Origin of the sequence: Leptolyngbya sp. GGD, from assembly GCF_026735145.1 — a bacterium.
In the GTDB taxonomy this organism is placed as follows: Bacteria; Cyanobacteriota; Cyanobacteriia; order Leptolyngbyales; family Leptolyngbyaceae; genus Leptolyngbya; species Leptolyngbya boryana.
The window spans coordinates 134850-161601 of the sequence record NZ_JAPQKE010000006.1 but is presented as its reverse complement, the minus strand read 5'-3'; the positions used below and the strand labels follow the sequence as shown (position 1 = coordinate 161601).

At 46.4% G+C, this 26752-nt stretch carries 24 protein-coding genes; 16 read left to right on the top strand and 8 right to left on the bottom strand.

Going from position 1 to position 26752, the window contains the following annotated elements:
• Nucleotides 1–185 precede the first annotated feature (185 nt).
• The gene (hetZ, locus tag OU814_RS24115; RefSeq protein ID WP_268242326.1) at nt 186–1328 is read right to left on the bottom strand and encodes a heterocyst differentiation protein HetZ; all 1143 of its coding nucleotides are present in this window, start codon (nt 1326–1328) and stop codon (nt 186–188) included.
• 135 nt (nt 1329–1463) lie between these two features.
• Here hetZ and OU814_RS24110 point away from each other — a divergent pair, with 135 nt between their 5' ends.
• The 5 genes from OU814_RS24110 (at nt 1464) to OU814_RS24090 (ending at nt 6586) form a co-directional block, all read left to right on the top strand.
• Nucleotides 1464–1946, top strand: a complete 483-nt coding sequence (locus OU814_RS24110; RefSeq protein WP_017288778.1) for a hypothetical protein — start codon at nt 1464–1466, stop codon at nt 1944–1946.
• A gap of 399 nt (nt 1947–2345) precedes the next feature.
• Nucleotides 2346–2609: a DUF1830 domain-containing protein gene (locus OU814_RS24105; RefSeq protein ID WP_017288779.1), complete on the top strand. Its 264-nt coding sequence runs from the start codon at nt 2346–2348 to the stop codon at nt 2607–2609.
• 528 nt (nt 2610–3137) lie between these two features.
• Nucleotides 3138–4478 carry a TrkH family potassium uptake protein gene (locus OU814_RS24100; RefSeq protein ID WP_017288781.1) on the top strand — a complete coding sequence of 447 codons (1341 nt, stop codon included), beginning with the start codon at nt 3138–3140 and terminating at the stop codon, nt 4476–4478.
• 49 nt (nt 4479–4527) lie between these two features.
• On the top strand, nt 4528–5229 hold the full coding sequence (locus OU814_RS24095) for a potassium channel family protein (RefSeq protein ID WP_017288782.1): 702 nt from the start codon (nt 4528–4530) through the stop codon (nt 5227–5229).
• Between the two features lie 268 nt (nt 5230–5497).
• Nucleotides 5498–6586, top strand: a complete 1089-nt coding sequence (locus OU814_RS24090; RefSeq protein ID WP_199329564.1) for a PEP-CTERM sorting domain-containing protein — start codon at nt 5498–5500, stop codon at nt 6584–6586.
• A 38-nt stretch (nt 6587–6624) separates the two neighbouring features.
• Here OU814_RS24090 and OU814_RS24085 read toward each other — a convergent pair whose 3' ends face one another.
• The 6 genes from OU814_RS24085 to cysS all read right to left on the bottom strand — a co-directional run bounded on the left by OU814_RS24085 (nt 6625) and on the right by cysS (nt 13280).
• Nucleotides 6625–7317, bottom strand: a complete 693-nt coding sequence (locus OU814_RS24085; protein WP_017288784.1) for a cyanoexosortase A system-associated protein — start codon at nt 7315–7317, stop codon at nt 6625–6627.
• A complete protein-coding gene (gene crtA, locus OU814_RS24080; RefSeq protein ID WP_017288785.1) occupies nt 7314–8150 on the bottom strand; it encodes a cyanoexosortase A in 837 nt (278 codons plus the stop codon). The genes OU814_RS24085 and crtA overlap by 4 nt, the downstream gene beginning before the upstream one ends.
• 202 nt (nt 8151–8352) lie before the next feature.
• On the bottom strand, nt 8353–8955 hold the full coding sequence (locus OU814_RS24075; protein ID WP_268242325.1) for a cysteine hydrolase family protein: 603 nt from the start codon (nt 8953–8955) through the stop codon (nt 8353–8355).
• 54 nt (nt 8956–9009) lie between these two features.
• A complete protein-coding gene (locus OU814_RS24070) occupies nt 9010–10335 on the bottom strand; it encodes a TldD/PmbA family protein (protein ID WP_268242324.1) in 1326 nt (441 codons plus the stop codon).
• A 3-nt stretch (nt 10336–10338) separates the two neighbouring features.
• A complete protein-coding gene (locus OU814_RS24065) occupies nt 10339–11778 on the bottom strand; it encodes a TldD/PmbA family protein (protein ID WP_268242323.1) in 1440 nt (479 codons plus the stop codon).
• Between the two features lie 77 nt (nt 11779–11855).
• The gene (gene cysS / locus OU814_RS24060) at nt 11856–13280 is read right to left on the bottom strand and encodes a cysteine--tRNA ligase (protein WP_017288790.1); all 1425 of its coding nucleotides are present in this window, start codon (nt 13278–13280) and stop codon (nt 11856–11858) included.
• Nucleotides 13281–13371: 91 nt separating this feature from the next.
• On the opposite strand from cysS, the gene OU814_RS24055 reads away from it, so the two are divergent.
• The 3 genes from OU814_RS24055 (at nt 13372) to dtd (ending at nt 15313) form a co-directional block, all read left to right on the top strand.
• Nucleotides 13372–14499 (top strand): CobW family GTP-binding protein, encoded by a 1128-nt coding sequence (locus OU814_RS24055; protein ID WP_017288791.1) that lies wholly within the window; start codon nt 13372–13374, stop codon nt 14497–14499.
• 62 nt (nt 14500–14561) lie between these two features.
• Nucleotides 14562–14855: a (2Fe-2S) ferredoxin domain-containing protein gene (locus OU814_RS24050; RefSeq protein WP_326498325.1), complete on the top strand. Its 294-nt coding sequence runs from the start codon at nt 14562–14564 to the stop codon at nt 14853–14855.
• Nucleotides 14856–14872: 17 nt separating this feature from the next.
• A complete protein-coding gene (gene dtd, locus OU814_RS24045) occupies nt 14873–15313 on the top strand; it encodes a D-aminoacyl-tRNA deacylase (protein WP_268242322.1) in 441 nt (146 codons plus the stop codon).
• Nucleotides 15314–15377: 64 nt separating this feature from the next.
• Here dtd and cpdA read toward each other — a convergent pair whose 3' ends face one another.
• Nucleotides 15378–16166, bottom strand: a complete 789-nt coding sequence (gene cpdA, locus OU814_RS24040) for a 3',5'-cyclic-AMP phosphodiesterase (protein WP_268242321.1) — start codon at nt 16164–16166, stop codon at nt 15378–15380.
• 438 nt (nt 16167–16604) lie between these two features.
• Here cpdA and OU814_RS24035 point away from each other — a divergent pair, with 438 nt between their 5' ends.
• From OU814_RS24035 to OU814_RS24000, 8 genes are all read left to right on the top strand, one after another.
• On the top strand, nt 16605–17696 hold the full coding sequence (locus OU814_RS24035; RefSeq protein WP_268242320.1) for a hypothetical protein: 1092 nt from the start codon (nt 16605–16607) through the stop codon (nt 17694–17696).
• A 374-nt stretch (nt 17697–18070) separates the two neighbouring features.
• A complete protein-coding gene (locus tag OU814_RS24030; protein ID WP_268242319.1) occupies nt 18071–19243 on the top strand; it encodes a glycosyltransferase family 4 protein in 1173 nt (390 codons plus the stop codon).
• Between the two features lie 21 nt (nt 19244–19264).
• On the top strand, nt 19265–20644 hold the full coding sequence (locus OU814_RS24025; protein ID WP_268242318.1) for an oligosaccharide flippase family protein: 1380 nt from the start codon (nt 19265–19267) through the stop codon (nt 20642–20644).
• The gene (locus OU814_RS24020; protein WP_268242317.1) at nt 20641–21555 is read left to right on the top strand and encodes a glycosyltransferase family 2 protein; all 915 of its coding nucleotides are present in this window, start codon (nt 20641–20643) and stop codon (nt 21553–21555) included. The genes OU814_RS24025 and OU814_RS24020 overlap by 4 nt, the downstream gene beginning before the upstream one ends.
• 12 nt (nt 21556–21567) lie before the next feature.
• Nucleotides 21568–22857, top strand: coding sequence for an O-antigen ligase family protein (locus tag OU814_RS24015; RefSeq protein WP_268242316.1), 1290 nt, complete (start codon nt 21568–21570; stop codon nt 22855–22857).
• Nucleotides 22850–23971, top strand: coding sequence for a glycosyltransferase (locus OU814_RS24010; protein WP_268242315.1), 1122 nt, complete (start codon nt 22850–22852; stop codon nt 23969–23971). The genes OU814_RS24015 and OU814_RS24010 overlap by 8 nt, the downstream gene beginning before the upstream one ends.
• Nucleotides 23972–24096: 125 nt before the next feature.
• Nucleotides 24097–25764: a right-handed parallel beta-helix repeat-containing protein gene (locus OU814_RS24005; protein ID WP_268242314.1), complete on the top strand. Its 1668-nt coding sequence runs from the start codon at nt 24097–24099 to the stop codon at nt 25762–25764.
• An 89-nt stretch (nt 25765–25853) separates the two neighbouring features.
• Nucleotides 25854–26588: a glycosyltransferase family 25 protein gene (locus OU814_RS24000; protein ID WP_268242313.1), complete on the top strand. Its 735-nt coding sequence runs from the start codon at nt 25854–25856 to the stop codon at nt 26586–26588.
• Nucleotides 26589–26752: the final 164 nt, after the last annotated feature.

Here is a 26752-nt window from a genome sequence, read left to right as displayed (position 1 = left end):
TGTGATAAGTCCTCAGACGAGGACGAGTGTGAGGTGGAACGATCCTCACGGATAGCATCACGATGTTGATCGAACTGTTCAAAAGTGACCCTCGGATCGGATGGATTGACCAATCCTAGGTTTTGTAACAGTTTTAATAGAACTCTAGTTCTGCTTTCTAAGTCGTGATCCATTGTGATAACACCCTATTCATCAGCCGAGAGCGTTCCTCCGGAATCTTGGTCATTACGAATTTCCCAAGCTTGCTCAAGGAGTTTAAACCATTGTTTCTGAACTTGATTCACCGTGCAACCTAACCGTTGAGCGATCGTGCTCTCGGGTAATTTTTGTTGCTTGAGATGAAGCAGTTCAGCTTGAGACTTCGTTGCCCGTTGATGTAACAGTTTCCACTGTCGATTGGAGAGTCCCAGATTACGCTCTAAATCGGCTTCTAGCCATTGATGCACCAGCTCCCAATGGTGAGAGAACGAAAATCGAATCAAATGATATTTGAATCGCTGCTGTAAGTAATCCCGTTGACGCGGGGTTAAGCCCAAAATTGCTTCAATTTCATTGGCCGGTAAATCTTGAAGTCTTAACGTAAAGTAGTCGATACAGTCATGCTGCTTCCGTTCTTCGAGATAAGCAATCAATTCTTTGACAACCGATTGCCGCAACGTATCTTCAGCTAATTCGGGTTCTTGAGCGACCATTTGCTCGCGGACTTGCTGAATTGAGGCCATATTCCAAGGATTCTCAGATTCTGACATCGACCCTTCTGCGGCTTGCTCCAAATCCACGAGAGTTTCGATGGGCTGCTGCTGAGAAAAGGTCTGTGCGCGCAAAATGATCAGCTGTTGGTTCCGGTGTCCGGGTAGGGGAATACGACGCTTGCCATAACGCTCGGTGAACGCCATGTATTCCGCAAGCTCTAGCGTGGTTTTGGGCGTGTATTCGGCTCCCAACTGCGACTCTCTCCGGAAGGCGTTCAGCGCTTCCATGTAAAAGCCTTGTAAGAAGTCTTCGATCAAAACGAGTCGGGCTTGGTAGCTCGATTGAGTTTGGGGTGGCGTGATGTAGCGGTAAATCACAGCACTCAAATTGCTGTGAAGCTCAGCGCGACCACGACGCGACCCTAATTTGTAATAGGACAGACATTGTTGAAGGCGATGCTTGGCAAGAGTCGTTGCCCAGGTTTGAATTTCGCCGGAAGCTTGAATCCGTTTGCTCTCGGAGCAAATTCGGACGACTTCTTGGGTGAGTCGATCGGCGACTTCTTGACAATTGCGCTCAGAGGCATGGGTTGCTTGTTTCAGTTCGCCTAGTAATAGCTGAAGAATCGCATCCACGCTCTGGCAGATTTCCCCCACGGTTTCTAGTGTCGTGCAAATCAATGGCTTTCTCTCATTGGTTTGATGGAACTTTTTTGTGATGCCTAGATCACAATAGTGGTAGAAATCCCTGATTATTTGCGGACGGTACGTATGACTCTAGATCAACAACTTCAAGCGCTGATTAATGACGCACCCAAAGACGGCTCTACTCCTCAGCTTATTGAGTCTATCGCTCCGGTTTTAAGCGCGATCGCGCAACGGTTACGACATCTTCAATATTATGTAGTGCAGACGCTCAATCAAGATTGGGTGATGTTAACCCTGAATCATCGTACCCAAGGCGAGACAGAGAAAAACGTGGTTTATGCGTTTCCCAGTCTCAAAGACGTGGCTTCTAGTCCTTATGATCTGAGTGATCCGAATTTAATTGCTTTACCTGTCCCTGTGACGCATATCCTGTTTCAAATGCTGGCAATGGATAAGGATTACAGCACTATTTTTTTTGAAACACCCGGAAATGCGACGATCGGAACTGAGGTTCAGCGATCGGAGCTAGAAAGTTTGATTCATGAATATTGGCAATCCCAGGCAGATGCGGTGTCTGATGCCAATATTCCCAGTGATATCGCCTGATTGTGTGAGATGCATGTTAGAACTGTAAATCAAAATCTTGGTAGAAGTATTTGGATTTGCAGTTCTGACTTTTCCATTTTTCCATAGAGAAAAAACTTTGAAAAGTCAACCGTTTGAATACGCTATTTTTCTGAACTCATTCCAGATTGCCCTCGCTTGCACAGATAGACAAGTTTGAGGGAAAGATTCAAACACAATCCTTAAAGTTTGAATGTGTCATTTCATCAAAGCTTTATATGAAGAATCCGGTTAAGAAGAGACCAATGTGTATATTTACAAGGATTTCAGCAGCTGTTTAGAGAAATTGAGTCGATTTGGCGGAATTTCTACAGAAAGATAGAGCGTCAAATCGAAGAAGTCCGAGTACGATCGACGGGAAAATATTTTTGATTAGAAAAAATGAATTCTCTTTCAACGAGCGTGAGATCAGCGCTGACGTTTGGTTTGTGCTGCTACGTCAATTCAACGCCCCAAGTTCAGATTGCCCGAATTGCGAATATTGAGAATTGGTATTTTGAGCGGGTGGTATTTCCGGGACAACGCTTACTGTTTGAAGCGCCTGACAACGCCCATCTTGAGATTCATACAGGTGCAATAGCGAGTGCGGTTTTGACGGATACGATCGCCTGTTCATCGCTGAAGGTTAAAAGTTCAGAGGGTTAGCTGTTCGAGATGTCAGCAGGCTAAATCACTTATCTCTGAATCTAACCCAGTTTCGGGCTGAATGATTGCCTTGATCACCTTAGGCATCTTTTTGGCTAAATAAACAGCAGGCTATTTGAATCTTGCATACAGTTTAATCTCATTGGTTTTACGCTTCAGCATAAACAAACCGTTGAGTGATGAAAAGTAGCAATAAAGACCAGGAATATCATTCTTGAATGAGCAGCTAACCATATTCAGGCCTGAGCAATTTCTCTACTTTGGACAATTGTGAAAACTCCCTGCTGCGCGAATTTCAAATGACTGACTTCAAATTCCTCAACCTTCAAATTCCTCAATCGTTTGAATATCCAGCAGAATCGAGAGCATTTAGCTAGGATTATGAAGCTAACGATCGAGATTTTGATTCAGCACGATCGAACCGTGAGAAACTGAAATCTAATCTGATCCATCAGCAGGCTAAGCTAAATCTCTTCTGCATATTTAGCCTACAATCTTTCTGCTTGGTCGTACTCCCGCAACGTATTCATGACTGTCGCACGTACTATTTGTCTAGGCTTTCTCGCAGTAATTCTAGTCGGCGCTCTGCTCTTAATGCTTCCCTTCTCAACCGCTTCCGGAGAATGGAACAGCCCTGTTGCAGCCCTTTTCACCGCAACTTCAGCCGTCTGTGTAACAGGGCTATCAGTTGTCGATGTCGGCAAGTTTTATTCATTCTGGGGGCAGTTTTTTCTGGTGCTCTTAGTCCAAGTCGGAGGACTTGGCTACATGACTGCTACCACAGTTTTATTACTCCTGCTTGGGAAACGATTAGGACTGAGAGAGAAAATCGCAGTTCAACAATCACTGGATGTCCAAGGACTTTCAGGACTCGCAGGGCTTCTGCAATCGATTATCGCAACGACTCTAGTTTTTGAACTGACGGGTGTGATTCTGTTGATGACCGTTTTTGTCCCACAATATCAGGATCAACCCTTGTGGGCACTGTGGCAATCAATCTTTCACAGCGTCAACGCCTTTAATAATGCGGGATTCGGCTTGTTCTCAGACAACTTGGTGCAATACGTAACCAATCCAGTCATGAACTTTACGATCACTGGATTAATTATTTTTGGCGGGATCGGCTACGGAGTCATTATGGAGCTATATCAATGGATTCGCAATCGCATCATGCGCAATCCTTGCCGCTCAAATTTTTCTCTCAATTTTAGAGTTGCAACTAGCACCACGATCTCGCTTCTAATTCTCGGTACGATCGCATTCTACGCGACCGAATTCCGTAATCCCAATACGCTTGGAGCTTTAAGTCTGCCGCATCAACTGATGGCAGCTTGGTTCCAATCTGTCACACCCCGCACTGCCGGATTTAATACGATCGACATTACCAAAATGACGACTGCGGGCTTGTTCATCACGATCGCGCTCATGTTTATGGGTGCAAGTCCAGGCGGAACGGGCGGCGGTATCAAAACTACAACGGTCAGAGTTTTATTAGACTGCACCAAGGCTGTTCTACAGGGCAAAGAAGTTGTTTTAGGCTCACAGCGGCAGATTCCTTCCGCTCTGATTCTGAAAGCGGTCGCTGTGCTTGTTGGCTCGATCGGCACTGTTATTGGGGCAACCATCCTAATTGCTCTGACCGATGCCAAACTTGATTTCATTCACATTCTGTTTGAAGTTGTCTCAGCCTTTGCCACGGTTGGCTTAACTGCCTTTGGAACGGCAAATCTATCGATTCCTGGACAACTGGTGATCATTGCTGTCATGTACGTCGGGCGGGTCGGAGTCTTACTCTTAATGAGTGCGATTCTGGGTGATCCCAAGCCGAGTTTTGTTAACTATCCTGAAGAAAATTTACTAGTTGGGTAACATTTTCAAATTATCATGAACAATCAAGAGTCATATTGAGGACAGGGACGTGAACTTATCGTCGTTAGGGTTCTTCCATAGTTTGAAATCGGATAACCGAAATCGACAGTTCGCTGTCATTGGATTGGGGCGCTTTGGTCGTGCAGTTTGTGCCACGATGCATAACTCTGGCTATGAAGTTCTAGCGGCTGACTTCGATAAGGGTAGAGTTGATCAAGCGTTAAACGATCGGATTGTCACCCATGCTCGCCAAATCGACTCGACTCAACCAGTGGCACTCCGAGAAGCCGGAATTTTTGAGCAAGATACTGTGATTATTGCGATCGGGAATTACGTTCAGGAAAGCATCATTACGACGATGAACGTCAAAGAAGGCGGGGTGCGTCATGTGGTTGCCAAAGCTTCCTCAGAAATCCACGAGAAATTGCTGAAAAAAGTTGGAGCCGATCACGTTGTCTTTCCAGAACATGAAATGGGTTGCGACTTAGCGCGATCGCTGACCAAACCTGGAATTTTAGAACGATTTGAGCTTGATCCTGAAAATAGTATTGTTGAACTCATCGCACCCGAAAACTTCCATGGCAAGACAATCGCGGAACTGAGACTGCGATCGCACTACGGCTTAAACTTGCTTGCCTTTAGTCATCAGGGAAAATTTATCATCAATCCTGATCCGAATACACGGCTCTCTAAAGGGATTGCGATTGTTGTCATCGGCGCAAATCGAGATATCGATCGCCTGCCAATTTGATCCGTAGGAATACGATTTCCGAGGTTTATCTTGTACATTAAAAGAAGAAGAGGGTTCTGCGTAATTATTCAGGATGATTATTTAAGCTTGTGTAAAATAACTCAGGACTCTATGGCAATAATTTGAAAATCCTGCTAAAAATACCTAGTCTCATAGCTGATATTTTGGCAATTTTTCCTCAGAACGTCTAATTACGTTCTTAGTCCAAGTGCAGATTACAGGGGCATCAACCAAAACACTCTCCGTCTTCCTGTAAGGTCTGTAATGTATGGCAAAAAGTTTCTTCGGTTTGACATGCCCTAAGTCAAACTTTTATCCAGTCAGTACTTTTAAACTGGCGGGTTGTTCAAATCGTGGCTCTCGTCGATCGTGGACACTGCTAACCCTCAGTATTACAGGGGGATGGCTTCTCAGTAACTTCTGGGTTCCAGTCCGTGCTGCTACGATGATCAATAACTCGGGGCTACAATTTGAGCAAGATACAACGCTTGATTCTAACTTCATAGAATCTCATGGTGCGTATCAATCGACTTTCGGAGTCATGGAAGTCGATACGAAAAAGAAAACTCCGTTGATTGTAGAAACGAAAGCTGCGGATGATGCAGAATCTATTTTTAAGCCTTCCTCGTTTCGGAATCATACTGGAACCAATACTGACTTTCGAGGAACCCCAAGCAATGCAGTTGCAAATCCAACTGCACGATTTACGTTTAAAGGAAACAAGCGATACGTTTTGTATTTAGAATCTAGCTTTAATGGTCGCCCGACTGGAATTCTTTACTCAGAGAACGTTCTGAATCCCAATCAAGAGCAACAAGTTAAATTCACAGGCGGTGCGAGCGATCTGTGCTCGAGTGGGGTGATGGTGAATTGGGACGATACAGGTTCTAAACTTGTGCGGAACCGAGGACAACAAGATCGTGATTTTGATGACTTTATCGTGCAGTTGAAAGGAACCACTTGTGCGATGGGCGGGGGTGAACCTCCTGAAGCCGTTTCGCAACTTCCCTCCCCGCCTCCGGTAGGAGTCTTACCTACGACGGTCGGTGGGAGAAGATTTCCCTGGGAACCATTGCTGCTGCTCGGTGCACTTCCGTTTTTGGGTGGAGGGAAGGATAGCAGTTCAAATCCTCCAGGTGGTCCAGGAGGACTGGTTAGTTCGAGTAATCCAGGTAATCCAGGCAATCCAGGTAATCCAGGTAATCCAGGTAATCCAGGTAATCCAGGTAATCCTATCTGTCCCAATAAACCAAACTGCCCGAATACTCCTGTCCCAGAACCAATGACAATTCTGGGGTCTGGGACTGCGATCGCATTTGGAGCTTTGATTCAGCGTCGCAGAAGACGGAAGCCATAATCCCTTAACGCTGTAAAGGCGTTCCTACTGGAGCGTCTCTACTCGTTTTTGATCGACGGATAATTCTGCTGCCACCACTCTATCCATTCTGTCCAAGCTTGCTCTAAGTCTTGCCGAGTTGTCGTTGGAGCCTTTGGATCGATTGGGAGTGAGGCGTTAGTCCAGAGACAGCGTAAATCGCGCAGTTGACTTCTCCCGATGAACCAGGGGAAGACACGCTGCATCAGAATATCGGGTCGAGTCTGCGCGCCTCTGAGTTCGCCATCGGTCACGGTCGTATCCCGAGTGACTGGAATGCAGGCGGAAAAGTAAAGTCGATTTGATCGCTGATAGACCGCATAGCTGCCGGTCGTTGAGCGCTTGGTCTCGAAATCAATTTTGGTGTTGTTAATCGTAGATTCTTCAAGAATGTCCGAGACTTTGGTGTAGGTGTCATTAAAGTAGCGCATCTCAATGTCCAGAGAGCGACCCTGGCGAAGATAGCGATACTGCTGTCCAGCGATCGTTAAATCATCGACGCTTGTCGCAAGCGAAGGGGTATAGCGTTTTTGAGTGCCAATTGAGGTGGCTTTGACAAATTCCCAGCGGGACAGGGGAATGGCTGCTGGAAAAGAATAGCTAAGTTGGGGTAGCTTCTGAGGGGGTGTAACTGTGAGTTTGAGCAGCACTAAACTACTACTTGCAAGCGCAGCAGCTAACCAATAATTGCGAATGGTCTCCCAGGTTTTCATGCTTGCACCTCATCGTTTTCAGCAGCCCGATCGGCTTGTTCGAGCAAGAAGTAACACAGGAAACCGAACAACGCGACGGAGATCATCGAGAAAATTAGCGAACCTGTACCTAAATGCCAATAATCAAAGGCTTCTCGCTGATTTTGAGCGACCAGAATTGCCATCAGTGCCACCCGAATCGCGTTTGTGAGGAAGGCGATGAGCATTCCAGCGAGGGGTACGATCAGCGATCGTATAAGTCCGATTGGGAATAGAATCACAAACAAGCAACCCAGTAACAAATGCTGCCAAATCAGCTGAATCCCTGAACATCCTGGATAGACTTCGACACTTCCAGTCGGCATATGAAGTAAAACCCCGTCTTGAATCACCCGAAATCCGGAGTACCAGAGTAGGCTACCGCTGACATCTGCAGTAAGGGGCGAAATGTCGAATTGGGTTAAGAGAGTCGTCGTCGGGATCACCATCCATGCCAATACGAGAAGTGCGCGCCAGTACTGTTTCAGAGCAAAGCCTGATGCGAGTAAAGCGACTCCAATTCCAGATACGATCGGTGCAAATCTCAAGAAAGAGTCATATTCTGAAATGCCTAGACTTCTGAGCAAGACCCAAGCAATACAGCATGATCCGATCGCGCTCGGTACAGGATTGCTCTCAAATTTCAAGTTTTGATGGTTGCGCCAGACGAGAAACCAAGTGGCAGCCCAACAGATCAGGGCAGCTTCTAGAAATTGTCCATGATGTCCACTTCTCCAAATAAGTTTCAGATGAATCGCAGTGAGTGCTGTACTAAGTGCCAGCAGGAGATAGGGGGTGTTGAAAAACACAGTCATGAACTGTAAGTTTGGCAAAATATTTTACAAATTGGAAGCTAGCCTACTAGATTTTGCAGGTAATTTCGAGTCTTTCAGGATAGATTTTCATGTCTATTCACAATTTCTCGATATCTAAAGGCTGCCTTTACATCTGAAGGATAGCTGATTGATGCAATGTGGCACAGACAATTCAATTAGCAGTTGAACTCGATTCAACTGCTTAATTTGCAACACCTTGAGTTAAGCGAGACATTGCTTCAATAAATTCGTGATGAGTCAAGCGGGATTTTTGCTGTAAGTATGCCATTGATTTGAGAGCAGCCCAATGGGCATCCCAATCTGAACCCATGCAGCAATCTTCGATGACATAAAAGTGATAATCGTGCTGGTGAGCGTCAACAGCCGTGTAGTGTACACACACGTTGGTCAATGTGCCCATGATGACTAATGTTTTGATGCCGAGACCCCGCAGCAGTAGATCTAAATCAGTGGCAAAGAAAGCACTGTAGCGTCGTTTGGCGATCGCAAACTCTCCATCCCGAGGAGAGAAATCAGGATGAAAATCGGTTCCTGCCCAAGTTTCGAGACAGTGAACAGGTTCAGCACCATCTAGCTCTCGCCCAAAATCCACCATTTCTTTACGATGCACTTCTTTGGTATGGATAATGGGCAATCCTGCTGTTCTAGCGGTGGCTAAAACTTGCTGAGCTTTGGGTTGGACTTCCGCAGCGCCAGTGACGTGGATTGCGCCACCGTGAAAGTAATCTGCTTGAAAGTCAATAATTAACAGAGCAGTCGATTTGAGATCAAACATGGGCAGCATCCGGCTGTTCTCCTGACTCACTCACTCCAGTAGGTTCGATTCTGCAGACTGAAATTAAAGCGTGTACGTAAAATCTTCCACAATCATTCCAGGAGCAAGAACGCCGCCTAAATTGCGATGCTCATACGTTCCAATGTCGGGAATAAATTCTTGAAAATTCGTCAGAGCGACCAAATTATCTCCCCAAAATTGATAGAGACTATCATCGAATCTGAGATTTTCGATCGGCGCAATAATCTCGCCCTTCTCAACCCAGAAACACGCATAGCGCGTCATTCCAGTGATGCGACCTGTGGGGCGATCGCTCCAATTCAAATAGTGCAAATTCGATAGATATAGTCCAGTATCGAGGGTTTTGAGAATCGCATCGTGGTCTAGGTCACCTGGGAGAATTTCGGGCGATCGCAGTTCTTCTCCTTGGGTTGCGCCATTTGCTTCCAACCCATATTCTTTTGCGGTTGCAGACGAGGTTAGCATGTTGACTAGTTCGCCTGATTCGATCAAAGCAAGTTCTAAGGGTGCGATCTCGCCGAGTTCGTTAAATCTGGGAACTAAGCCGGATGTGAAATTCTCTTTCAGTGTGAACTTAGGCGAAAGTTTCTTCTCACCTCGACGCATCGCACTAAAGCAACTGCCGCCTTGTTGGTGAGACGATTCACTAATTCCTCCCCAAGAAAGCATTGTCATCAATTCCGCGATCGCAGCCGGTGCAAGATAAGTGCGATACTGTCCACGCTGAATCGGCTTTGGTGCGTTGGACATTAACGATAATTGCGCGCGCGATTCTTCAATCCGAGATTGATAGGCTGCCTCATCCCAAGTCGATCCGGCTAATGTGCCTTTTACGGCTTGTCCATCGGCGGTAAACAGTGAGTAATCTAGCGAATAAGAATCGGTGTCAAACCAGTGTTGTTGACCGACTGAATCCGCATACGCTCGAATCACAGAACCTGCGGCATAGATTCCCGTGAAATCGAGATCCGACACCATTGGAAGCAGGGTTGAAACAACTTGATCAGCAGCAATGAGCTTGCCAGCATGAGATTCTCGGCTGATGTGATTGCCTGAAGGCAGGACGAGATAAGGATTTTCAGGCAGTTGGGGGACTTCTTCGCGCAGGAGTGCGATCGCAGTTTGAGCCGTTTGACGATCGCACTCAAGATTGCCAGTAAACGGAAATTCCCGGTAGCTACTCCGATGGTTGTGCATCAAGACCAACTGAAGACTGCCATCATTGACAGTTCCCGTTTGCCGAACCTTGGCGTGATTGAATCGAATGAACTGGCTTTGCTCACAGTTCAGAGTGAGGGTAAATTGCTCATCGGGTTGGAGTTGACTACGAATTTCGTCAACCAGTTGATTAAAGCTAGCTTCTAACATCGGCTATGCGCCCCCTCCAAAGACTTCGATATTCGCAAAGACCGCCACAGGAGAGCCATGCCCGACCGTGATTGCCTGGTTCGGCTCGCCTTTTCCGCACATGGGTGTGCCGTACATTTGCCAGGTTGAGCGATCGCCGACTTCGACTAAACCTCCCCAAAATTGGGGTGTGATACTTCGATAGTTCGGATTCCGCAACGTGGTTGTGAGTTTGCCTTGCTCAATGCGTTTGGCATATTCACAACTAAATTGGAATTTGTGGCGCTGATCGTCGATCGACCAAGAGCGATTGGATTCCATGTAAATTCCGCGATCGATGCCTGCAATGATTTCCTCGAAACTCTTAGTTCCGGGTTCGAGATTGAGGTTTGCCATACGATCGATTGGGGGACGATTCCAAGAAGAAGCACGGGCACACGCAACTCCTTTGACACCTGTTCTCGCTTGACTTTCGAGGCTGCCGACTCCGCGCTGTAAAATGCCATCTTTGATCAAATATTCGCGCGTGGCGGGTGCGCCAGTGTCGTCAAAGCTGTAACTGGCAAATTCGCCAGAAACCGTTGGATCAAAGGTGATATTCATCAACGGTGAACCGTAGACGAGATTGCCAAAATCTTGCAGTTTGACAAAGCTACCGCCTGCATAGTTACGCTCATCGCCCAAAATGCGATCGAGTTCTAACGGATGCCCCACACTTTCATGAATTTGCAGCAGCATTTGATCGGGTGCAAGCACTAAAGTGGTTGTCTCACTGGGACAGTCTTCAGCGTTGAGCAGTTCGATCGCTTGCTCTCCCACTTGCTGTACGCGCTGCCAAAGTTCTGGTGTGATGAAGTATTCTAATCCGCCTTGATAGCAAGCTGCGAGCCAACCGTTATTGGTGCGACGTTGTACCACAGAGCCTTCTTGTGCGGTTGCTGCGTAGTCTGTGCCGATGCGGAAGAAATGTTGATAGACTTCTGAGCCATTCGTGCTGACAAACCAGGTTTCTGTTTCAGTCGTTAACGCCGTGGCGCTAGTTTGAACAATCTGATCGGAAATCTTGAGTTCTTCAGTAATTTTGGTCAGGATTTGGTTAATTTCGCCGGGACTCAATGCATCGAAGGGCTTTAGTAAGGGCGAAACATATTGACCGACAACTTTGGGGCGCGCTTCGATCGACGTTGAATAAATATTCCATGCTGAAGCTGCAAGCGCTTGGCGATAAGCCTGTGCTGCTGCGGCTTGAATTCCCTCGAAGGTCAGTAAATTTGTAGCAGCGTAGCCGATCTGCCCTTTGACTAGGACTTCGACCATCACGCCTTGCGTGAGAGACGAGCCATTGGTTTCAGGAACGCGATCGCGCACCGAACGAGTGGTAGATGATTCCTTGGTGGCTCGGAGTCCTATCCAATCGGCAGGAATCTCCAGCGCATTCAGGAATTGTGTGAGTTGAGAAATCATGGAACGTGGATGAATTCAGGATTGAAGGATTTTCGCGGGACGAAGATTAGTCACTCATTATAGACACGATTTCTAGTCTAGCGATGCCAAATTACTTCGCCCCCTGGTTTATCGATCAAAGTAATGCCTTGAACTTGCAGATCGTTGCGAATGCGATCGGCTTCGGCAAAATCTTTTGCTTTTTTCGCATCTTTCCGTTGCTGGATCAGGGTTTCAATCTCACTGTCTGATAACCCGCCCGAACTTTCTGCTTCTGGCTCTGCCTCTAAACCTAAAACTTTCGCCAGTTCGACCAAGGTTTTCCATTGAACTTGCAAAATATCGGGCGCAGTGTCAGTTTTGCCTTCATGCACTAGAATATTGCCTTGCCGCTGGAGTTCTTTTGCAACTGGGAATAGCGCCGCTAACGCCCCGGATGTGTTGAAATCGTCATCCATCGCGGCTTGGAATTCTTGCACGGTTTGAGAAGTTCGATCGATTTCCCCCTCCAAAGCCGAATTCAGCTTAAACCCAAACAGCAAGCCATCTTTTAATGTCTCCCAACCATTCTGAGCCGCTGACAAAGCTTCGTTTGTGAAATCGATCGGTTTTCGGTAGCTCGCTTGTAGCACAAAGAACCGGATCACCATCGGATCGATGCCTTTCTTATCGAGCAAATCGCGAATGGTTGTGAAATTGCCGAGCGACTTGGACATTTTCTCACCATCGACATTCACCATGCCATTATGGAGCCAATAGTTCGCGAGCGATTTACCCGTTGCCGCCTCTGATTGGGCAATCTCATTCTCGTGATGCGGAAATACTAGATCCGCACCCCCGACATGAATATCGATTGTTTCCCCTAAAAACTCCCGCACCATTGCCGAGCATTCAATATGCCACCCAGGGCGACCTTTCCCCCAAGGCGAATCCCATGCAGGTTCACCGGGCTTCGCGCCTTTCCATAAAGCGAAATCAAATGGATAGCGCTTCTTCGGTTCCTCATCATCGACCCGCCCACTTGCACCGGCTTGCATGTCTTCTAATTTACGTCCTGAGAGCTTGCCATACTCTCGATCGTGCTGAACTGCGTAATAGACATCGCCCCCGGCAGCGTAAGCAAATTCTTTTTGCTCTAATTCGTAAATTAAGCGTTTGATGCCGTCGATCGTATTCGTTGCCCGCGGATAAGCATCAGCATCCAGAATATTCAACCGCCGCATATCCTCGAAATAGAGTTGAATATTGCGTTCTGCAACCGCTTCCATCGTGGAGCCTTCTTCGCGGGCGCGATTGAGGATTTTGTCATCAATATCGGTAAAATTTTGCACATAGCGCACCTTGTAGCCGCGCCAGGTCAAATATCGCCGAACCGTGTCCCACGCAATATACGATCGAGCATGTCCTAAATGGCAAAAATCGTACACTGTCACTCCGCAGCAATACATCTTCACGTGACCCGATTCGATTGGCTCAAACGGTTCCTTGCGGCGGGTTAGAGTGTTGTAAACGACTAAAGCCATGAAATTTTTCAAGTGAATAACGAACGATATCCCATCCTAATCGATTCTTATCAGCAATAATGAGGGAAAAGATATTTGATGCGATCGTGCTATGCAATCAGTCAGCACTCAGTCCGAACCTAAAATGGACGCGCCCAAAACTGGGCTTCCGGTTACGATTATCACAGGCTTCTTGGGAAGTGGTAAAACCACTCTGCTGAATCATATTCTGACCAATCAACAAGGTCTGAAAACAGCAGTCTTGGTGAATGAATTCGGTGAAATTGGAATTGATAACGAACTCATCATCCAGACTGACGAAGACAAGAATATGGTGGAACTCAGCAATGGATGTATTTGCTGCACCATCAATAATGATCTGGTGGATGCTGTCTACAAAGTTCTAGAACGTCAGGATCAAATTGATTATTTAGTAGTCGAAACAACAGGACTCGCTGATCCGTTGCCTGTCGCATTAACATTTCTTGGCACAGAACTGCGGGATCTGACTCGATTAGATTCGATCATTACCGTTGTCGATTCTGAAAACTTCAGCTTAGATCTGTTCAATAGCGAAGCGGCGTATAGCCAGATTGCTTACGGCGATATTATTTTGTTGAACAAAACGGATCTCGTCGATGAAGCGACCGTCGATGCGCTAGAAGTTCGGATTCGAGATATCAAAGAAGGCGCACGGATTCTCCGAACGGTGAAGGGAGAGATTCCGTTGGGTGCTTTGCTCAGCGTCGGCTTGTTTGAATCCGATCAATTTTTTGATCCTCATGCAGAACATCAGCATGAAGGGCACGACCATCACGATCATGATGATCATGCGCATGATCATTCCAACTGCGATCACGATCATGGACATTGCAACCATGACCACGATCATGACCATCACCACCACTCTCATCACTTAGAGAACGATGGGTTTACCTCAGTTTCATTTGAGAGCGATAAGCCGTTTAGTATCAAGAAATTCCAGCATTTCTTAGATAACCAACTGCCGACCAATGTCTTCCGGGCGAAAGGCATTCTCTGGTTTGATGAAAGTCCGAAACGGCACATCTTTCACCTCAGCGGCAAGCGGTTTTCACTCGATGATGATGAGTGGAAAGGCAAGCCGAAAAATCAGTTAGTGCTGATTGGTCAAAACCTAGATCACGAAGCGCTGCGATCGCAAGTCGAAGCTTGTCTAGGCGTATCTTCAGAAAATCGCGGCAAAGGTTTCGGTCGTTAAGGGCAATCTAGGGCATAACGGACAAAGTAAAAATTGTCGCTCCTTTGTTCCTGAAATTGCCCATGTCTTCTAAACAGGTATTCGTCTGCCAGTATCAAAGCTGTCTTGCTCAAGGGTCAGCCGAGGTACTGGCAGCTTTCTTAGAAAGTTCTGATGCTGAAGTAGAGATCGTTGCATCAGGTTGCCAAGGACAATGTAATCTAGGTCCAACAGTGCGAATCCTGCCTGATGAAATTTGGTATTGTCGAGTGAAGCCGCAAGATGTGGAGACGATCGTTCACTCTCATTTACAGGAGGATCATCCTGTCGATCGCTTACTGCATCCCCGGTTTCACCCGTCTTATTCCACTCCGTAGTTCTATCTCCCCACCCTATGCGCGTCATTCTCCAACGAGTTACTTCCTCCCAAGTATTAGTCGCTGGAGAAGTGATCGGAAAAATCGATCGAGGTTTCAATCTTCTCGTCGGAATCGCTGAAACCGATACAGAAGCAGAGCTTGATTGGATGGCGCGTAAATGTTTGGATCTCAGAGTCTTTCCTGATGGAGAGCAGGGACGATTCGATCGTTCAATTCAGGAAATTAACGGCGAAATTTTGGTCGTGAGTCAGTTCACACTGTATGGAGATTGCCGAAAAGGACGACGACCATCGTTTGATCAAGCCGCTGCTCCCAATCGAGCCGAGCAGATGTATGAGAGGTTCGTTGAGAAGTTGCGTGAAAGCGGATTGAAGGTCGAAACTGGGAAATTTGGAGCGATGATGCAAGTTTCGATCGAGAATGATGGGCCTGTCACGTTGATTTTAGAGAAATAATTTTAGAGATATAAAATGGCAGGCTGCTCTCTCTTGTACAACAATGCCCTCAGCTTGAACAATCTCAGTAGCCCGTTGCGGCTAGATCCCGCTGATAGCTAAATTCTACTCGCTTAACTTGCGATTGCCAGGTTCCATCTGGGTAAAGTTCAATGAGTCGAAATCCTGGATCTTCTTTTCCCAAAGCAAACTCGTCACTTTCGCGTGCAAATTGAATACAAGTTGAAGGCGTTCCGAGATAAGTGACAGCTTTGCGTTGGTGCTGAAATTCTTGATGAATATGTCCAAACACCACCAGCTTGACTTGAGGATATCGATCGAGCACTTTCAATAACTCTGCTGAGTTCTGCAACGTACTCGTATCTAACCAAGTCGAGTTCACTGTAAAGGGCGGGTGATGGAGCGAGACTAGCGTCGGAGCATCGAGATTTTCGGCGAGTTGGTGATCAAGCCATTGCAAACTTTCCTTCGAGAGCCGACCGTGAACACAACCTGGATCTTGAGAATTGAGCAGAATGAATTGCCAATTGCTACAGCGAAACGATTTCTCTGCATGGAACTGAGTCAGAGATCGCTGCATCACCTCAATGTCGTCATGATTGCCAGGCAGCCAATAGGTGGGAATCTCAAGGGGAGCAAATAAGTGCTGCACATGTGCATATGAATCTGCCGAGCCATCTTGAGATAAATCGCCCGTCAGCAGTAACAGATCAGGTCGCGGGCGCAATTGACGCAGTTGAGTGATCAGGGCGTTCAGCGATCGCAACGTTGGCATTCCTAGAAGACACCGATCTGATTCGGCAAATAAATGCAGATCGGTCACCTGAACAATTCTGAGAGGAGGCGAGATCATATGCACAGAAAATAGAAAGCAAAAGGCGATAGCGCAGAAACTATCCTCTCTAGCTTACCGGGTGTCTCTTCAACGCCTTGCGATCTTATCCGCACTTATGCTGTGATCTTGATCACAGTACTATTGAAGCTTTGCCGCATCGCCGCATTAAAAAAATATAAATTTAATCAAATCTTGCGGACTTTGTTCAACCTGCTAGTAAGGATAGAAGGAGGAATGTCGAATCGACGAGTTCGGCATTCAATAGAGTGAGTAGGGTTTGGTTTCTCGGTTCGTTCTCAGCATTGCCTCAATCATAGTCAAGAGGCACTAAGCGGCTTTTTCGCTCGTATTTTTTACTCCGGATCGGTAACCCGTCCTGTTTTATGATGTGTTCCCTATGCAAACGAGATTGTTTGAGGGCGCAAGGCACGATCGTTCCTTTCTGCTCCTAGCACTATGAAAGTTATTGCATACTTTTTGTTCGGAGACGATCGCCTGTATGAGGTCGAACTTGTCTTTAGCGTTCTATCTGCCCTCCGATTTCTCAAGGATCAATCGGAAGAGATCAAGTTCTGTGTTGTTTCTGATTCTGCGGAAAGGTTGCTCCAGCATGGTGAAGTTGGGATTGAACTTCCGATTGAGCACTTAACGTTCTCAGCGCAAGAATTCGCAGATTGGACAAACAATGGAGCTTATATCTATCGAGCTAAACCTTTCGCGTTGAAGAAGGTGCTGGAGCACTATCAAACTCCTGTTGCTTTGATTGATACTGATACTTACTTTATTGATCATCCCCGGAAGCTTTTTGAGCGAATTGCTCCAGGATGTTCTGTGATGCATGTTCGCGAAGCAGCGATTGGAGGAAGCGAACTTTGGCAGCCGATTGTGAAACAGATAGGCTCGGGGATGAATATTGCTGGTATCCAAATTTCTGCGCGATCGCTGATGCTCAATTCGGGTGTGATTGGGATTGATCCTGCTGATCAATCGCTGATTAATTCAGCCATTGAGATACTCGATTATCTGTACCAGGTTGCTCCAATCTTTAATGTGGAACAATTTGCAATCGGAGCAGTTTTAGATCAAAAAACACAGCTTTCAGTCGGTGATGACGTGATCAATCACTATTGGGGTGTGAGAAAAGAATTTGTTCGAGTTCAGCTTTTGAAAGTTCTCAAAGAAAATACCCTCGAGAAAATTACACAAATTCTTGAAACTACTGCGTTAGAAGTGCCAGAGGTTTACCCGCGCATTCGACTTCGAGATCGCGTGATTACGACGCTGAATTTTTTTTGGCATCGAGATCACGATTATCGTCGCGCTCAGTTAGCTTACCGAACCGCATTGTATTACGCCAAAAAACATGTTGGGTATGCTAATGCCTGGGCAAATACCGCACTCGAATCTGTCAAGGTTTCTAAACACCGCGATCGCCAGAAAAACGCGCGTGATTTTCGCTACCTTAATAAAGACGCAATCGAGCAGGTGAGCTGGGTTAGACCCCCGACGCGACGCGGCTGGATGCAGTTCTGGCAGCAATCAGGATAGCACTTAAAATGGGACATATTGATTTGCTATTTAGCGTTGTATGATATGCTCATAAATAAAGTAGCAATATTATGAAAATATTGCGGTTTCGGTAATTTTTTCTGAGTCATTAGAGTATCTTGTTTTTTGCTGAATTTAGTATTTCAGCTCGTGTTTCAAAAAGCCGCCACTGTATTATCTTGGCATTGTCAATTAGATTTCAATTTGTGATCAAGTTTGTAATCAAATTTTTGACCAAATTTGCGCTCGAATTTGTGCTCAAATTATCACGCTTCTTTAATTGGTAAGCGGTTTGTCAAATCGCCAGTTCTGCTGAATCGCCTTTGTAGGGCGGCGCGGTTTTACTCACTGTCGTTCATTTACCTCCAAAATTTATGAGAATTGCAGTCATTGGAGCGAAAGGGCTTCCTGCCCAGCAGGGCGGTATCGAACACCATTGCCAAGAGCTATACCCTCGCATTGTTAAGCAAGGGCATCAGGTGGATTTGTATGCGCGATCGTCTTATACCGGATCGCTGTTTCGCGACACGGTGAATGGAGTCCGGGTGATTTCGATCCCCAGTCTTAATTTACGCGGATTGGATGCCCTGAGTTGCTCATTTCTCGGCACACTTTCGACGATCGCAGGCTTTCAAGAACAGCCTTACGACATCATTCATTTTCATGCACTGGGTCCTTCTTTATTTAGTGGATTACCTCGGTTGAATACAAAATCGCGTGTGATTGTGACCTGTCATGGACTCGATTGGGCACGAGCAAAGTGGGGCAGAACCTCGCGTTGGATTTTGCGCCAAGGCGAGCGGAATGCCTTGAAATTTGCAGATGACATGATTGCGGTATCGGAAGATCTACAAGACTACTTTCAGACGACTTACGGCAGAGACACACACTATATTCCCAATGCGCCTGCCAGTTATGCAGCTTCTGATCCCGCCTTTCAATTTGTTCAGTCGTTGGGATTACAGCCACAAAAGTACTTTGTGTTCTTGGGTCGATTAGTTCCTGAAAAGCGTCCTGATTTATTGCTCGAAGCTTTTGCTACCTTGAAGCAGACTGATTGGAAGTTGGCGATCGTCGGCGGAGACAGTGATAGCCAAGGCTATGCTGAAATGCTGAAACAACAGTATGCCTCAAATGAGATTGTCTTTACCGGAGAACTCGTCGGAGCCAAACTGGCTGAAGTCGTCCGAGGGGCAGGATTGCTCGTGCTACCATCGGATGTCGAAGGTATGCCGTTAGTTTTACTAGAAGCGATGAATGAGAATGTGCCTGTGCTCGCGAGTAATATTGAGGTGCATCAGAAGCTTTTAGCCAATGGGCGAGGATTGTTATTTGAGGCAGGTCAGGTTGTAGCCTGTCAGCAACGATTGCAATGGGCGATCGAGCATTCAACATCGCTTGCTCTGATGGCAGAAGCAGCTCAACAGTATGTGCAGACGGTTTACAACTGGGATGAGATTGTGCAGCAGACTCTAGCGGTTTACGATCGCGCTTTGATGCTGAGTTCGTCGCAGGAAGAGCAGGAACGCCAAATGAGTCGAGTTTAGGATTTTTACTGAGTACAAGGTATGAGTTTACGGCAGAAAGTTTTACAGGGCGGAATTTTTCTAGCACTGCGCGAAGGCTGCGGCATCATTCTCAGTCTGGTCAGTATTGTTCTCCTGACGCGGATGATTGGGCCTCAGCAGTATGGGCTTTATGCTGCCGTGTTTGGCATCTTTACTTATCTATACAACTTAGGACAGTTCGGTGTTCTGGTCTATTTAGTACGGATGGAAGAGGAACGGCGACAGATCTATCATCAAGCTTTTACGTTACTGTTGGTAATCGGACTTGTGCTGATGAGTGGACTCTGGTTAGGGGGCTTTTTCTGGCTGGAGCAATGGATAAATCTGCCTAGATTTGGAGAAGTCGCAAAGGTTATGCTGTCTGCTCTGCCACTCACCTTGATCAATCAAGTTCCTCTCGCAAAGCTAGAACGACAGTTGGACTATCGCACAATCGCTATGATCGAGCTAGCGAATCAATTTACCTACAATCTGATTGCATTGCCGCTTGCATTCTCAGGCTTTGGCGTTTGGGCAATGGTGATTGGCTGGTTGGGACAGCAGGTGCAAGATTCGATTCTCTTGTTTACGCAGTCTCGATATCGACCTCAATTCGCGTGGCAGCCGCAATTAGTACAAGAGATTGTGCAGTATAGCTTAGGCTTTTCCGCTGCAAATTGGGCATTTCAGTTGCGATCGTTGGTCAATCCGCTCTTAATTGGGCGATTTGCGGGGGCGGAAGCTGTGGCTTATGTAGCGCTAGCGGTGCGCATGGTCGATGTGTTGAGCTTTGTTAGAACTTCGACCTATCGGATTTCGATTTCAGCACTCGCTCAGATGCAGAGCCAGATTCCACGATTGCGGAAAGCGCTGTCAGACGGAATGAATTTACAGGTTTTAGCTTTAGGTCCATTGCTCGCAATGGCAAGTTGGTTTGGCCCAATCTTAATTCCCTATTTGTTTGGCGCAAAATGGATTCCGGTCATGTCAGTATTTCCGTTGATTGCTTTTAGTGCATTATGGAGTTCGCTGTTTAACCTCCATTCTTCGACCTTGTATGTGTTGCAGCGGAATTGGCAAGTTGCACTCTTTCATATTCTCCACATCATTTTATTTGCTGGAGGAGCGTGTTTGCTTGTCCCTCGGTTTGGATTGTTAGGTTATGGTTGGGCAGAAGTGGCAACGTTACTAGGGTATGGGTTGATCCATTTCTATGTTGTCCAAGCGATTGGAAATCCTGACTATCGTATTGCATTTCTCTGGTGTAGTGCATTTGGCTTGTCATTGTTCTGCTATCAGATCGGATGGTGGGCGATCTTTCCCCTGTTGGTTGTTGGATTATGGTCAGAAACACGACAGACGGTAGGGCAATACATTCAGCAAGTGCGGGGGGCAAAATGATCAAGAGCGATCAACCGAAAGTTAGCATTATCATTGATAACTATAACTATGGGCGATTTTTAGGCCAGGCGATCGAGAGTGCCTTGAGCCAAACTTATTCCAACACAGAAATTATTGTTGTTGATGACGGTTCAACTGATCATTCTCAAGAGGTTATTGCTCAGTATGATGGCAAAATTATTGCAGTTCTCAAGGAAAACGGGGGACAAGCTTCTGCTTTTAATGCAGGCTTTGCAGCAAGCTCAGGCGACTTGATTTGCTTTTTAGATGCAGATGATGTGATGTTGCCTGAGCGAGTTGAGACTGCTGTGAATTTGCTCGCTCAGCATTCCCAAGCGACTTGGAGCTACCATCAATTGGGTTTAATGGATGAGCATGGAAAGTTGATTTTAACGGATTCATCTACTCCGCAGATTTATGAATTCGATATGCGATCGCGAATGCAACAAGGGTCACTGAAACAATTACCATTGCCTTTACCTGGAATTGTGGGATTGACCTTTCGACGATCGCATTTAGAGAAAATCTTACCCATGCCAGAGTCAGAGGGGATTGCTTTAAATGATTCCTACGTGCAATTTGTCAGTTGTGCAATAGGGCCAGGCGTTGCTTTATCTGCAAGGCTTGAAACTCAACGAATTCATGGCAACAATGCTTATACCCAGAGCGCGAATCAGTCAAAGGTAAAAGCTAAAATCCATGTCCTCACTGCATACTGGCTTCGTATAAACTTTCCATTTGTTTATCCATTTTCAAATTGTTTGTTTGCTTCCGGATTAGGGCTATCTTGGCGGATCAAAGAAGACAATGAAGGATTAAAACAAGCTATTCAAGATTATCAATCTATGTTGTCGCTGCGTGAATATCCCATGATTTGGGTTCGCGCAATTTACCATGCTTTGAAACCCTAATTCAAGATACTCATGATTGTTCTCGATCGATTTGAAGCAGTACTCGCAGTCTTCACCGTTTTATATTACAGTTCCGCGCTGTATCGAATCATTGCAGACGGAGTGAGTTCGAGTGCAGGCAGTGCCTCATCATCTGACAGCAATCCAATACTTTTGCTGATACAGTTGGGGATCTTAGCAGCCTATTTTGTTTTGAGTGCTTTGAGGTGGCGGAAGTTTATCCCTGCAGCTCTCAAGGTTCCGCTCTGTTGGGCGCTTCCCCTCTTGGCATTTTTTTCTAGCCATTGGTCAGTTGTGCCTGATTTGAGCGGACGACGGGGATTGTTGTTAGTTGGGGCAACGATGGTTGCTGTCTACTGGTCGATTCGATACCCGCTTTCAGTGTTGATTCGATTTGTTGGATGGGGGTTTGGACTGAGTGCGATCGGAACTGTTGTTTTGACCTTAGCGTTTCCAGCTTTTGGAATTGATAGTGGTGAACATGCAGGAGCATGGCAAGGAATGTTTGCTCAGAAAAATGCGCTTGCACGAGCGATGCTGCTGGCGACTCTGTCGTATGCTTGCTCCGTGATAAACCGCGATCGTCCAAAATGGCTGTGGTGGAGTGGGCTTTTTCTGGCTACGGGATTGATTTTGCTCTCAACCTCTAAGACAGGATTATTGCTATTGTGCACGTTGATGGCTTGTATTCCTCTGTATCGATCATTACGGGCTGGATCTGTGCCGCGTGTTACATTACTGGCACTAATTGGATTGCTGAGTGCAAGTTGTGCTGGGCTAGTTATCATCAGCTATGCCGAACTGATTGTGACTGCTTTAGGGCGGGATTTGAGTCTAACTGGGCGGACAGGAATTTGGGAAATATTAGCCAGCAAGATTTCAGAGCGCCCCTGGTTAGGATATGGGTATAAAGGTTTTTGGCTCGATATGGATGGAGAATCGGCTGATGTTTGGTACGTCACGCTCTTTATGTCTCCAAATGGACACAATGGCTTTTTAGATTTAGTTCTAGATTTAGGATTTGTGGGACTGGGCATATTTGGGTTGAGTTGCCTTCTGACAGTCTCACGCTGCTTAGTCTGGTTGCGGCTGCAAGCAAATCCTATAATTGGGATTTATCCTTTGCTGTTTTTCACGTATTTGATGTTGTCAAACGTGACTGAGAGTTCTTTGATCCTTGATCCGAATTCTATTTTTTGGTTACTTTACGCCACGATCGCAGCAGTGGTTCAAATTCAATTACCTGTGACAAAGCGATCGAGAACTTTGCAACAGAGCTTAGAGGAGTCGAAATATGCCTGATTTAGCAATTTTTGTGCATTCGCTGTTCGGAGGTGGTGCTGAGCGGGCGATGCTCAATCTCGTACGCGGATTTTCTCAACAAGGGTTGTCGGTTGACCTCGTGCTATTGCGAAAAGAAGGGGCTTACTTAGATCTGCTGCCCTCGGAGGTGAATATTATCGATCTAGGCGGCGGTAAGCTCTGGCAATGCCTTCCTGCTCTCGCAAATTATCTGCGCAAAAATCGCCCTCCAGTCATGTTATCGACGCTAGATGATACGAATTTAGCCGCAATCTGGATGAGAAAATTGACTGGGGTGAAAACACGGCTTGTCGTAAATGTGCAAAATACAATTTCGCAGGAGGCTCAGCGATCGACTTCGTTGAAAACGCAATTCATGCCCCTCTTCACGCGGTGGTTTTTCGATTGGGCCGATGCGGCTGTGCCAGTCTCTGAAGGAGTTGGAGCAGACCTGAGAGCGATCGGGGTGAGAGATGAGTTGATTCAAGTGATTCACAATCCAGTCGTGACTCCAGATTTACTCGAACGCGCCCAAAGTGCTATCGAGCACCCTTGGTTTGAATCTGAGATTCCCGTGCTCATTAGTGTGGGACGATTAGCACCCCAGAAAAACTATCCCTTACTGCTTGAAGCATTCGCGAAGGTGCGCCAGTCGCGCCCCTTGCGCTTAATGATTTTAGGAGAAGGAGAAGAGCGAGCCGCGCTAGAGGCTCAGATTGAACGGCTCGGCATCGGAGCGGATGTTTTACTTCCCGGATTTGTCTCGAATCCCTATGCTTACTTACGCCAAGCAGATTTGTTTGTGCTGTCGTCTTGGTTTGAAGGGCTGCCAACGGTTCTGATCGAAGCCATGGCAGTTGGAACTCCTGTTGTTGCAACGAACTGCCCCAGCGGACCCGATGAAATTCTCGCAGGTGGGAAATATGGAGCGCTAATCGAAGTTGGCAACCTGGAGCAGTTAGTTGGGGCGATCGAGCATACGTTAGCGCGTCCGATTTCCTCGGCGGTCTTACAAGAGAGAGCGGCTTACTACTCGCTAGAGCAATCGCTCGATCGCTATGCTCAAGTTTTGAATCTTCCACCCTCAAAGCGGCAATGTACTGAGATTAGATGAAGAACTGTCAGGACAAAATTAAAAGCATCAAAAGTTGTGGATATTGCTTTTTCTTCAGGAGGGGTATCCAGCGATTCTCTTACCGTATGAGGACACTGATTCAATGGATTCTTGGAATCCTCCTCATGGGATACCTGATGCAATCGAATGCGCTATGGAATGATTCCAACTCTCAGGTTCAGTCTGAACCTGAGAGTTGGAATCATTCCCCTTTAAGCGCTACGGTTACTGAGCCTCGCTTGGCTGCTTTGAGTTCTGATAGCACAATTTACGTATCGGTGAATGGTGCAGATAGTAATTCTGGTGCGCAAAATAGCCCGTTTCGGACGATTCAACACGCAATTGATGCTGCACATCCTGGAGATACAGTTCTGATTCAGAACGGAATCTACTATGAACGTCAGCTTAGTTTTCACAAAAGCGGCGAAAAAGACAAGCCCATCACGATGAGAAGTGCGCCTGGGGCACAGGTGATTATTGATCATGGATTACAGACGAGTGAGTGGCAAAATGTTGGTGGATCAATCTATCAAGCAGAGGCAGTTATCTCAGATGCTGGAAACGACAATGTTGATTTTACGAAGCGAATCGTTGTTGAACATCAAGCCTTAGTTCGGGTAGATCGTCAAAACGCGCTAAAAGAAGGCACCTATTGGGTCGATACATCCAGCGGTAAGATTTCGCTCTGGGCGATGAATGGAGCAAAGCCAACTCAGGAGAATACTGTCTTAATCAACTGGCATGATCAATTTAAAACAGGAATTCAACTCTTCGATCAAGTGAATCACGTTGTGATTGATGGAATTGTCGATCGAGGGGCATTAACGGGCATCTGGGCTGCCCATTGGGGAGATGGAATCGGGGAAGATCTCGTGGTGCAGAACTCTGAAATTACTGCTTCATGGGATAGTGCGATTCGGTTTGACAATTGGAATCTAGCACGACTTTCTCACAACAATATTCACAACAATGCGATCGTACAGGCTCCTCGTAACAGTGGAGTGAACTGGCCCCATGCGATTGTTGGCTCGAAAGCGGATCAAATCACAATCAACCATAATAAAATTCACGACAATCACGGAGAAGGGGTTGGCCCGACTCAAGGCTGTAATGACTGGAGCATTCGGGGGAATGAAATCTTTGACAACTGGTCAGTCAATGTCTATCTCGATAGCGATGGAGAAAATCTCACCGTAGATGGCAACCTAATCTACAACACAGGTAAATACAATCAGTCTGAGCGTGATCGTCCTGACGGTGTGCGAATTTCAAATGAACCGATCGATATCGGAACTGATGGGGAAAGTGCTTCCGTGCGTCGTGTGTCGGTGATTAACAACGTGATTCTCAATACAGGAGGCGGGATTCGCTTCTTGAACTACAACAATGGACCAAGTTATTTAGCAAATTCGGTGATTGCTCATAATACGATTCACGCAGTCGATCTGGCTATGGATTCTATCTACATTGTGCGAGGAGATGATGTCAAAGTCATAAATAACATTACTGACTCTGGCACGATTGAGGTTGGAAATGGTTTAGGAGCGGGCATTGTAGCCAGCCATAACCTGATTCCACATCCTAGCGCGATCGTAGTGCATGGGAGTAAGGTGGAAGTCAGAGATTTTGTCATTGGCACGCCTAAATTTACGGTTGGTCGAGGACATATCGCTGAGAACTATCAGATTCGAGAGGATTCACCTGCAAAAGGGACAGGGATTAATTTGCCAGAAGTGCCGCATGACTATGCTAACCAGTCTCGAAGTTCTAAAGCAATTGGTGCTTTTCACTGATTCAATACACGCTCCGGATAGTTGCGAGTCGTTCTCGAAGAGAGAAGTAGACTCCAAAGTTCCTGAAGAAATTTTTGTAGGAGAGCGGGATGAAATTTGTAGAGTTTTTCGATCGTATCTATGTGGTGAATCTTCCCCATCGCGTCGATCGGCTGCGGAAAATGGAGCAGGAGTTAGCGCAGGCTGGAATGCCATTTGAGGCTGGTAAGGTCGAGGTCTTTGCTGCAATAAAGCCGGACAATCCTGAGCCATTTACTTCAATTGGCTATAAGGGATGCTTCTTGAGTCATTTAGCCATTTTAAAGCAAGCAAGAGAACTGCAATTGCAGAATGTTTTGATTCTAGAAGACGATCTAAAACTGCTCGAAACCTTTGTGAATTATGAAGCACAAGTGGTCAATCAGCTTCAGCAGACGCACTGGGACATTGTTTACTTTGGCTATGGCTGTCCGACTCCGATCGTTGTTCCAGAAGTTCTCCCGTCGTTTCAATCCTGTCCACGAGAAGTATTTGAGATGCACATGTACGCGGTTAATCATCACATCTTCGATCGCTTAATCAACTTTTTAGAAGCTATGTTAGAGCGACCCCATGGACATATCCTCTGTGGTCCGATTCCCTACGATGGTGCGATAAATGTATTCCACTGGCAAAACTTGGACATTGCTCGATTGATTACGATTCCAGCTTTGGGCGTACAGCGCGGGGCATCAAGTGATATTAATCCACGTTGGCTCGATCGTCTACCTGTGCTGGGATCGGCAGTCGCGATCGCACGGGATCTAGGCATTGCTAAAAACCTGAAAAAACTGGTGAGCCAATAGCTCATACAATCCGTTACGCTGCATTGCTGACCCGCAAGGGATTTAAATCCCTTGCGGGTCAGTATGATATAACGCTTTCACGAGTTCTAGATCTTCTGCTTCAACGCTACCGATGTTGTAGTACAAACCAAGTCTAATTGCAGCACCAAAAATGTGATGTGGTT

Excerpts from the sequence above, each read along its gene's own strand:
- dtd (WP_268242322.1), top strand. The coding sequence starts at position 14,873 with ATGCGCGTCATTCTCCAACGAGTTACTTCCTCCCAAGTATTAGTCGCT.
- OU814_RS24015 (WP_268242316.1), top strand. The coding sequence starts at position 21,568 with ATGATTGTTCTCGATCGATTTGAAGCAGTACTCGCAGTCTTCACCGTT.
- crtA (WP_017288785.1), bottom strand. The coding sequence starts at position 8,150 with ATGACTGTGTTTTTCAACACCCCCTATCTCCTGCTGGCACTTAGTACA.
- cpdA (WP_268242321.1), bottom strand. The coding sequence starts at position 16,166 with ATGATCTCGCCTCCTCTCAGAATTGTTCAGGTGACCGATCTGCATTTA.
- OU814_RS24030 (WP_268242319.1), top strand. The coding sequence starts at position 18,071 with ATGAGAATTGCAGTCATTGGAGCGAAAGGGCTTCCTGCCCAGCAGGGC.
- OU814_RS24010 (WP_268242315.1), top strand. The coding sequence starts at position 22,850 with ATGCCTGATTTAGCAATTTTTGTGCATTCGCTGTTCGGAGGTGGTGCT.
- OU814_RS24025 (WP_268242318.1), top strand. The coding sequence starts at position 19,265 with ATGAGTTTACGGCAGAAAGTTTTACAGGGCGGAATTTTTCTAGCACTG.
- OU814_RS24100 (WP_017288781.1), top strand. The coding sequence starts at position 3,138 with ATGACTGTCGCACGTACTATTTGTCTAGGCTTTCTCGCAGTAATTCTA.
- OU814_RS24020 (WP_268242317.1), top strand. The coding sequence starts at position 20,641 with ATGATCAAGAGCGATCAACCGAAAGTTAGCATTATCATTGATAACTAT.
- OU814_RS24065 (WP_268242323.1), bottom strand. The coding sequence starts at position 11,778 with ATGATTTCTCAACTCACACAATTCCTGAATGCGCTGGAGATTCCTGCC.
- cysS (WP_017288790.1), bottom strand. The coding sequence starts at position 13,280 with ATGGCTTTAGTCGTTTACAACACTCTAACCCGCCGCAAGGAACCGTTT.
- OU814_RS24005 (WP_268242314.1), top strand. The coding sequence starts at position 24,097 with ATGGGATACCTGATGCAATCGAATGCGCTATGGAATGATTCCAACTCT.
- OU814_RS24105 (WP_017288779.1), top strand. The coding sequence starts at position 2,346 with ATGAATTCTCTTTCAACGAGCGTGAGATCAGCGCTGACGTTTGGTTTG.
- OU814_RS24035 (WP_268242320.1), top strand. The coding sequence starts at position 16,605 with ATGAAAGTTATTGCATACTTTTTGTTCGGAGACGATCGCCTGTATGAG.
- OU814_RS24090 (WP_199329564.1), top strand. The coding sequence starts at position 5,498 with ATGGCAAAAAGTTTCTTCGGTTTGACATGCCCTAAGTCAAACTTTTAT.
- OU814_RS24070 (WP_268242324.1), bottom strand. The coding sequence starts at position 10,335 with ATGTTAGAAGCTAGCTTTAATCAACTGGTTGACGAAATTCGTAGTCAA.
- OU814_RS24000 (WP_268242313.1), top strand. The coding sequence starts at position 25,854 with ATGAAATTTGTAGAGTTTTTCGATCGTATCTATGTGGTGAATCTTCCC.
- OU814_RS24050 (WP_326498325.1), top strand. The coding sequence starts at position 14,562 with ATGTCTTCTAAACAGGTATTCGTCTGCCAGTATCAAAGCTGTCTTGCT.
- OU814_RS24075 (WP_268242325.1), bottom strand. The coding sequence starts at position 8,955 with ATGCTGCCCATGTTTGATCTCAAATCGACTGCTCTGTTAATTATTGAC.
- OU814_RS24055 (WP_017288791.1), top strand. The coding sequence starts at position 13,372 with ATGCAATCAGTCAGCACTCAGTCCGAACCTAAAATGGACGCGCCCAAA.
- OU814_RS24110 (WP_017288778.1), top strand. The coding sequence starts at position 1,464 with ATGACTCTAGATCAACAACTTCAAGCGCTGATTAATGACGCACCCAAA.
- OU814_RS24085 (WP_017288784.1), bottom strand. The coding sequence starts at position 7,317 with ATGAAAACCTGGGAGACCATTCGCAATTATTGGTTAGCTGCTGCGCTT.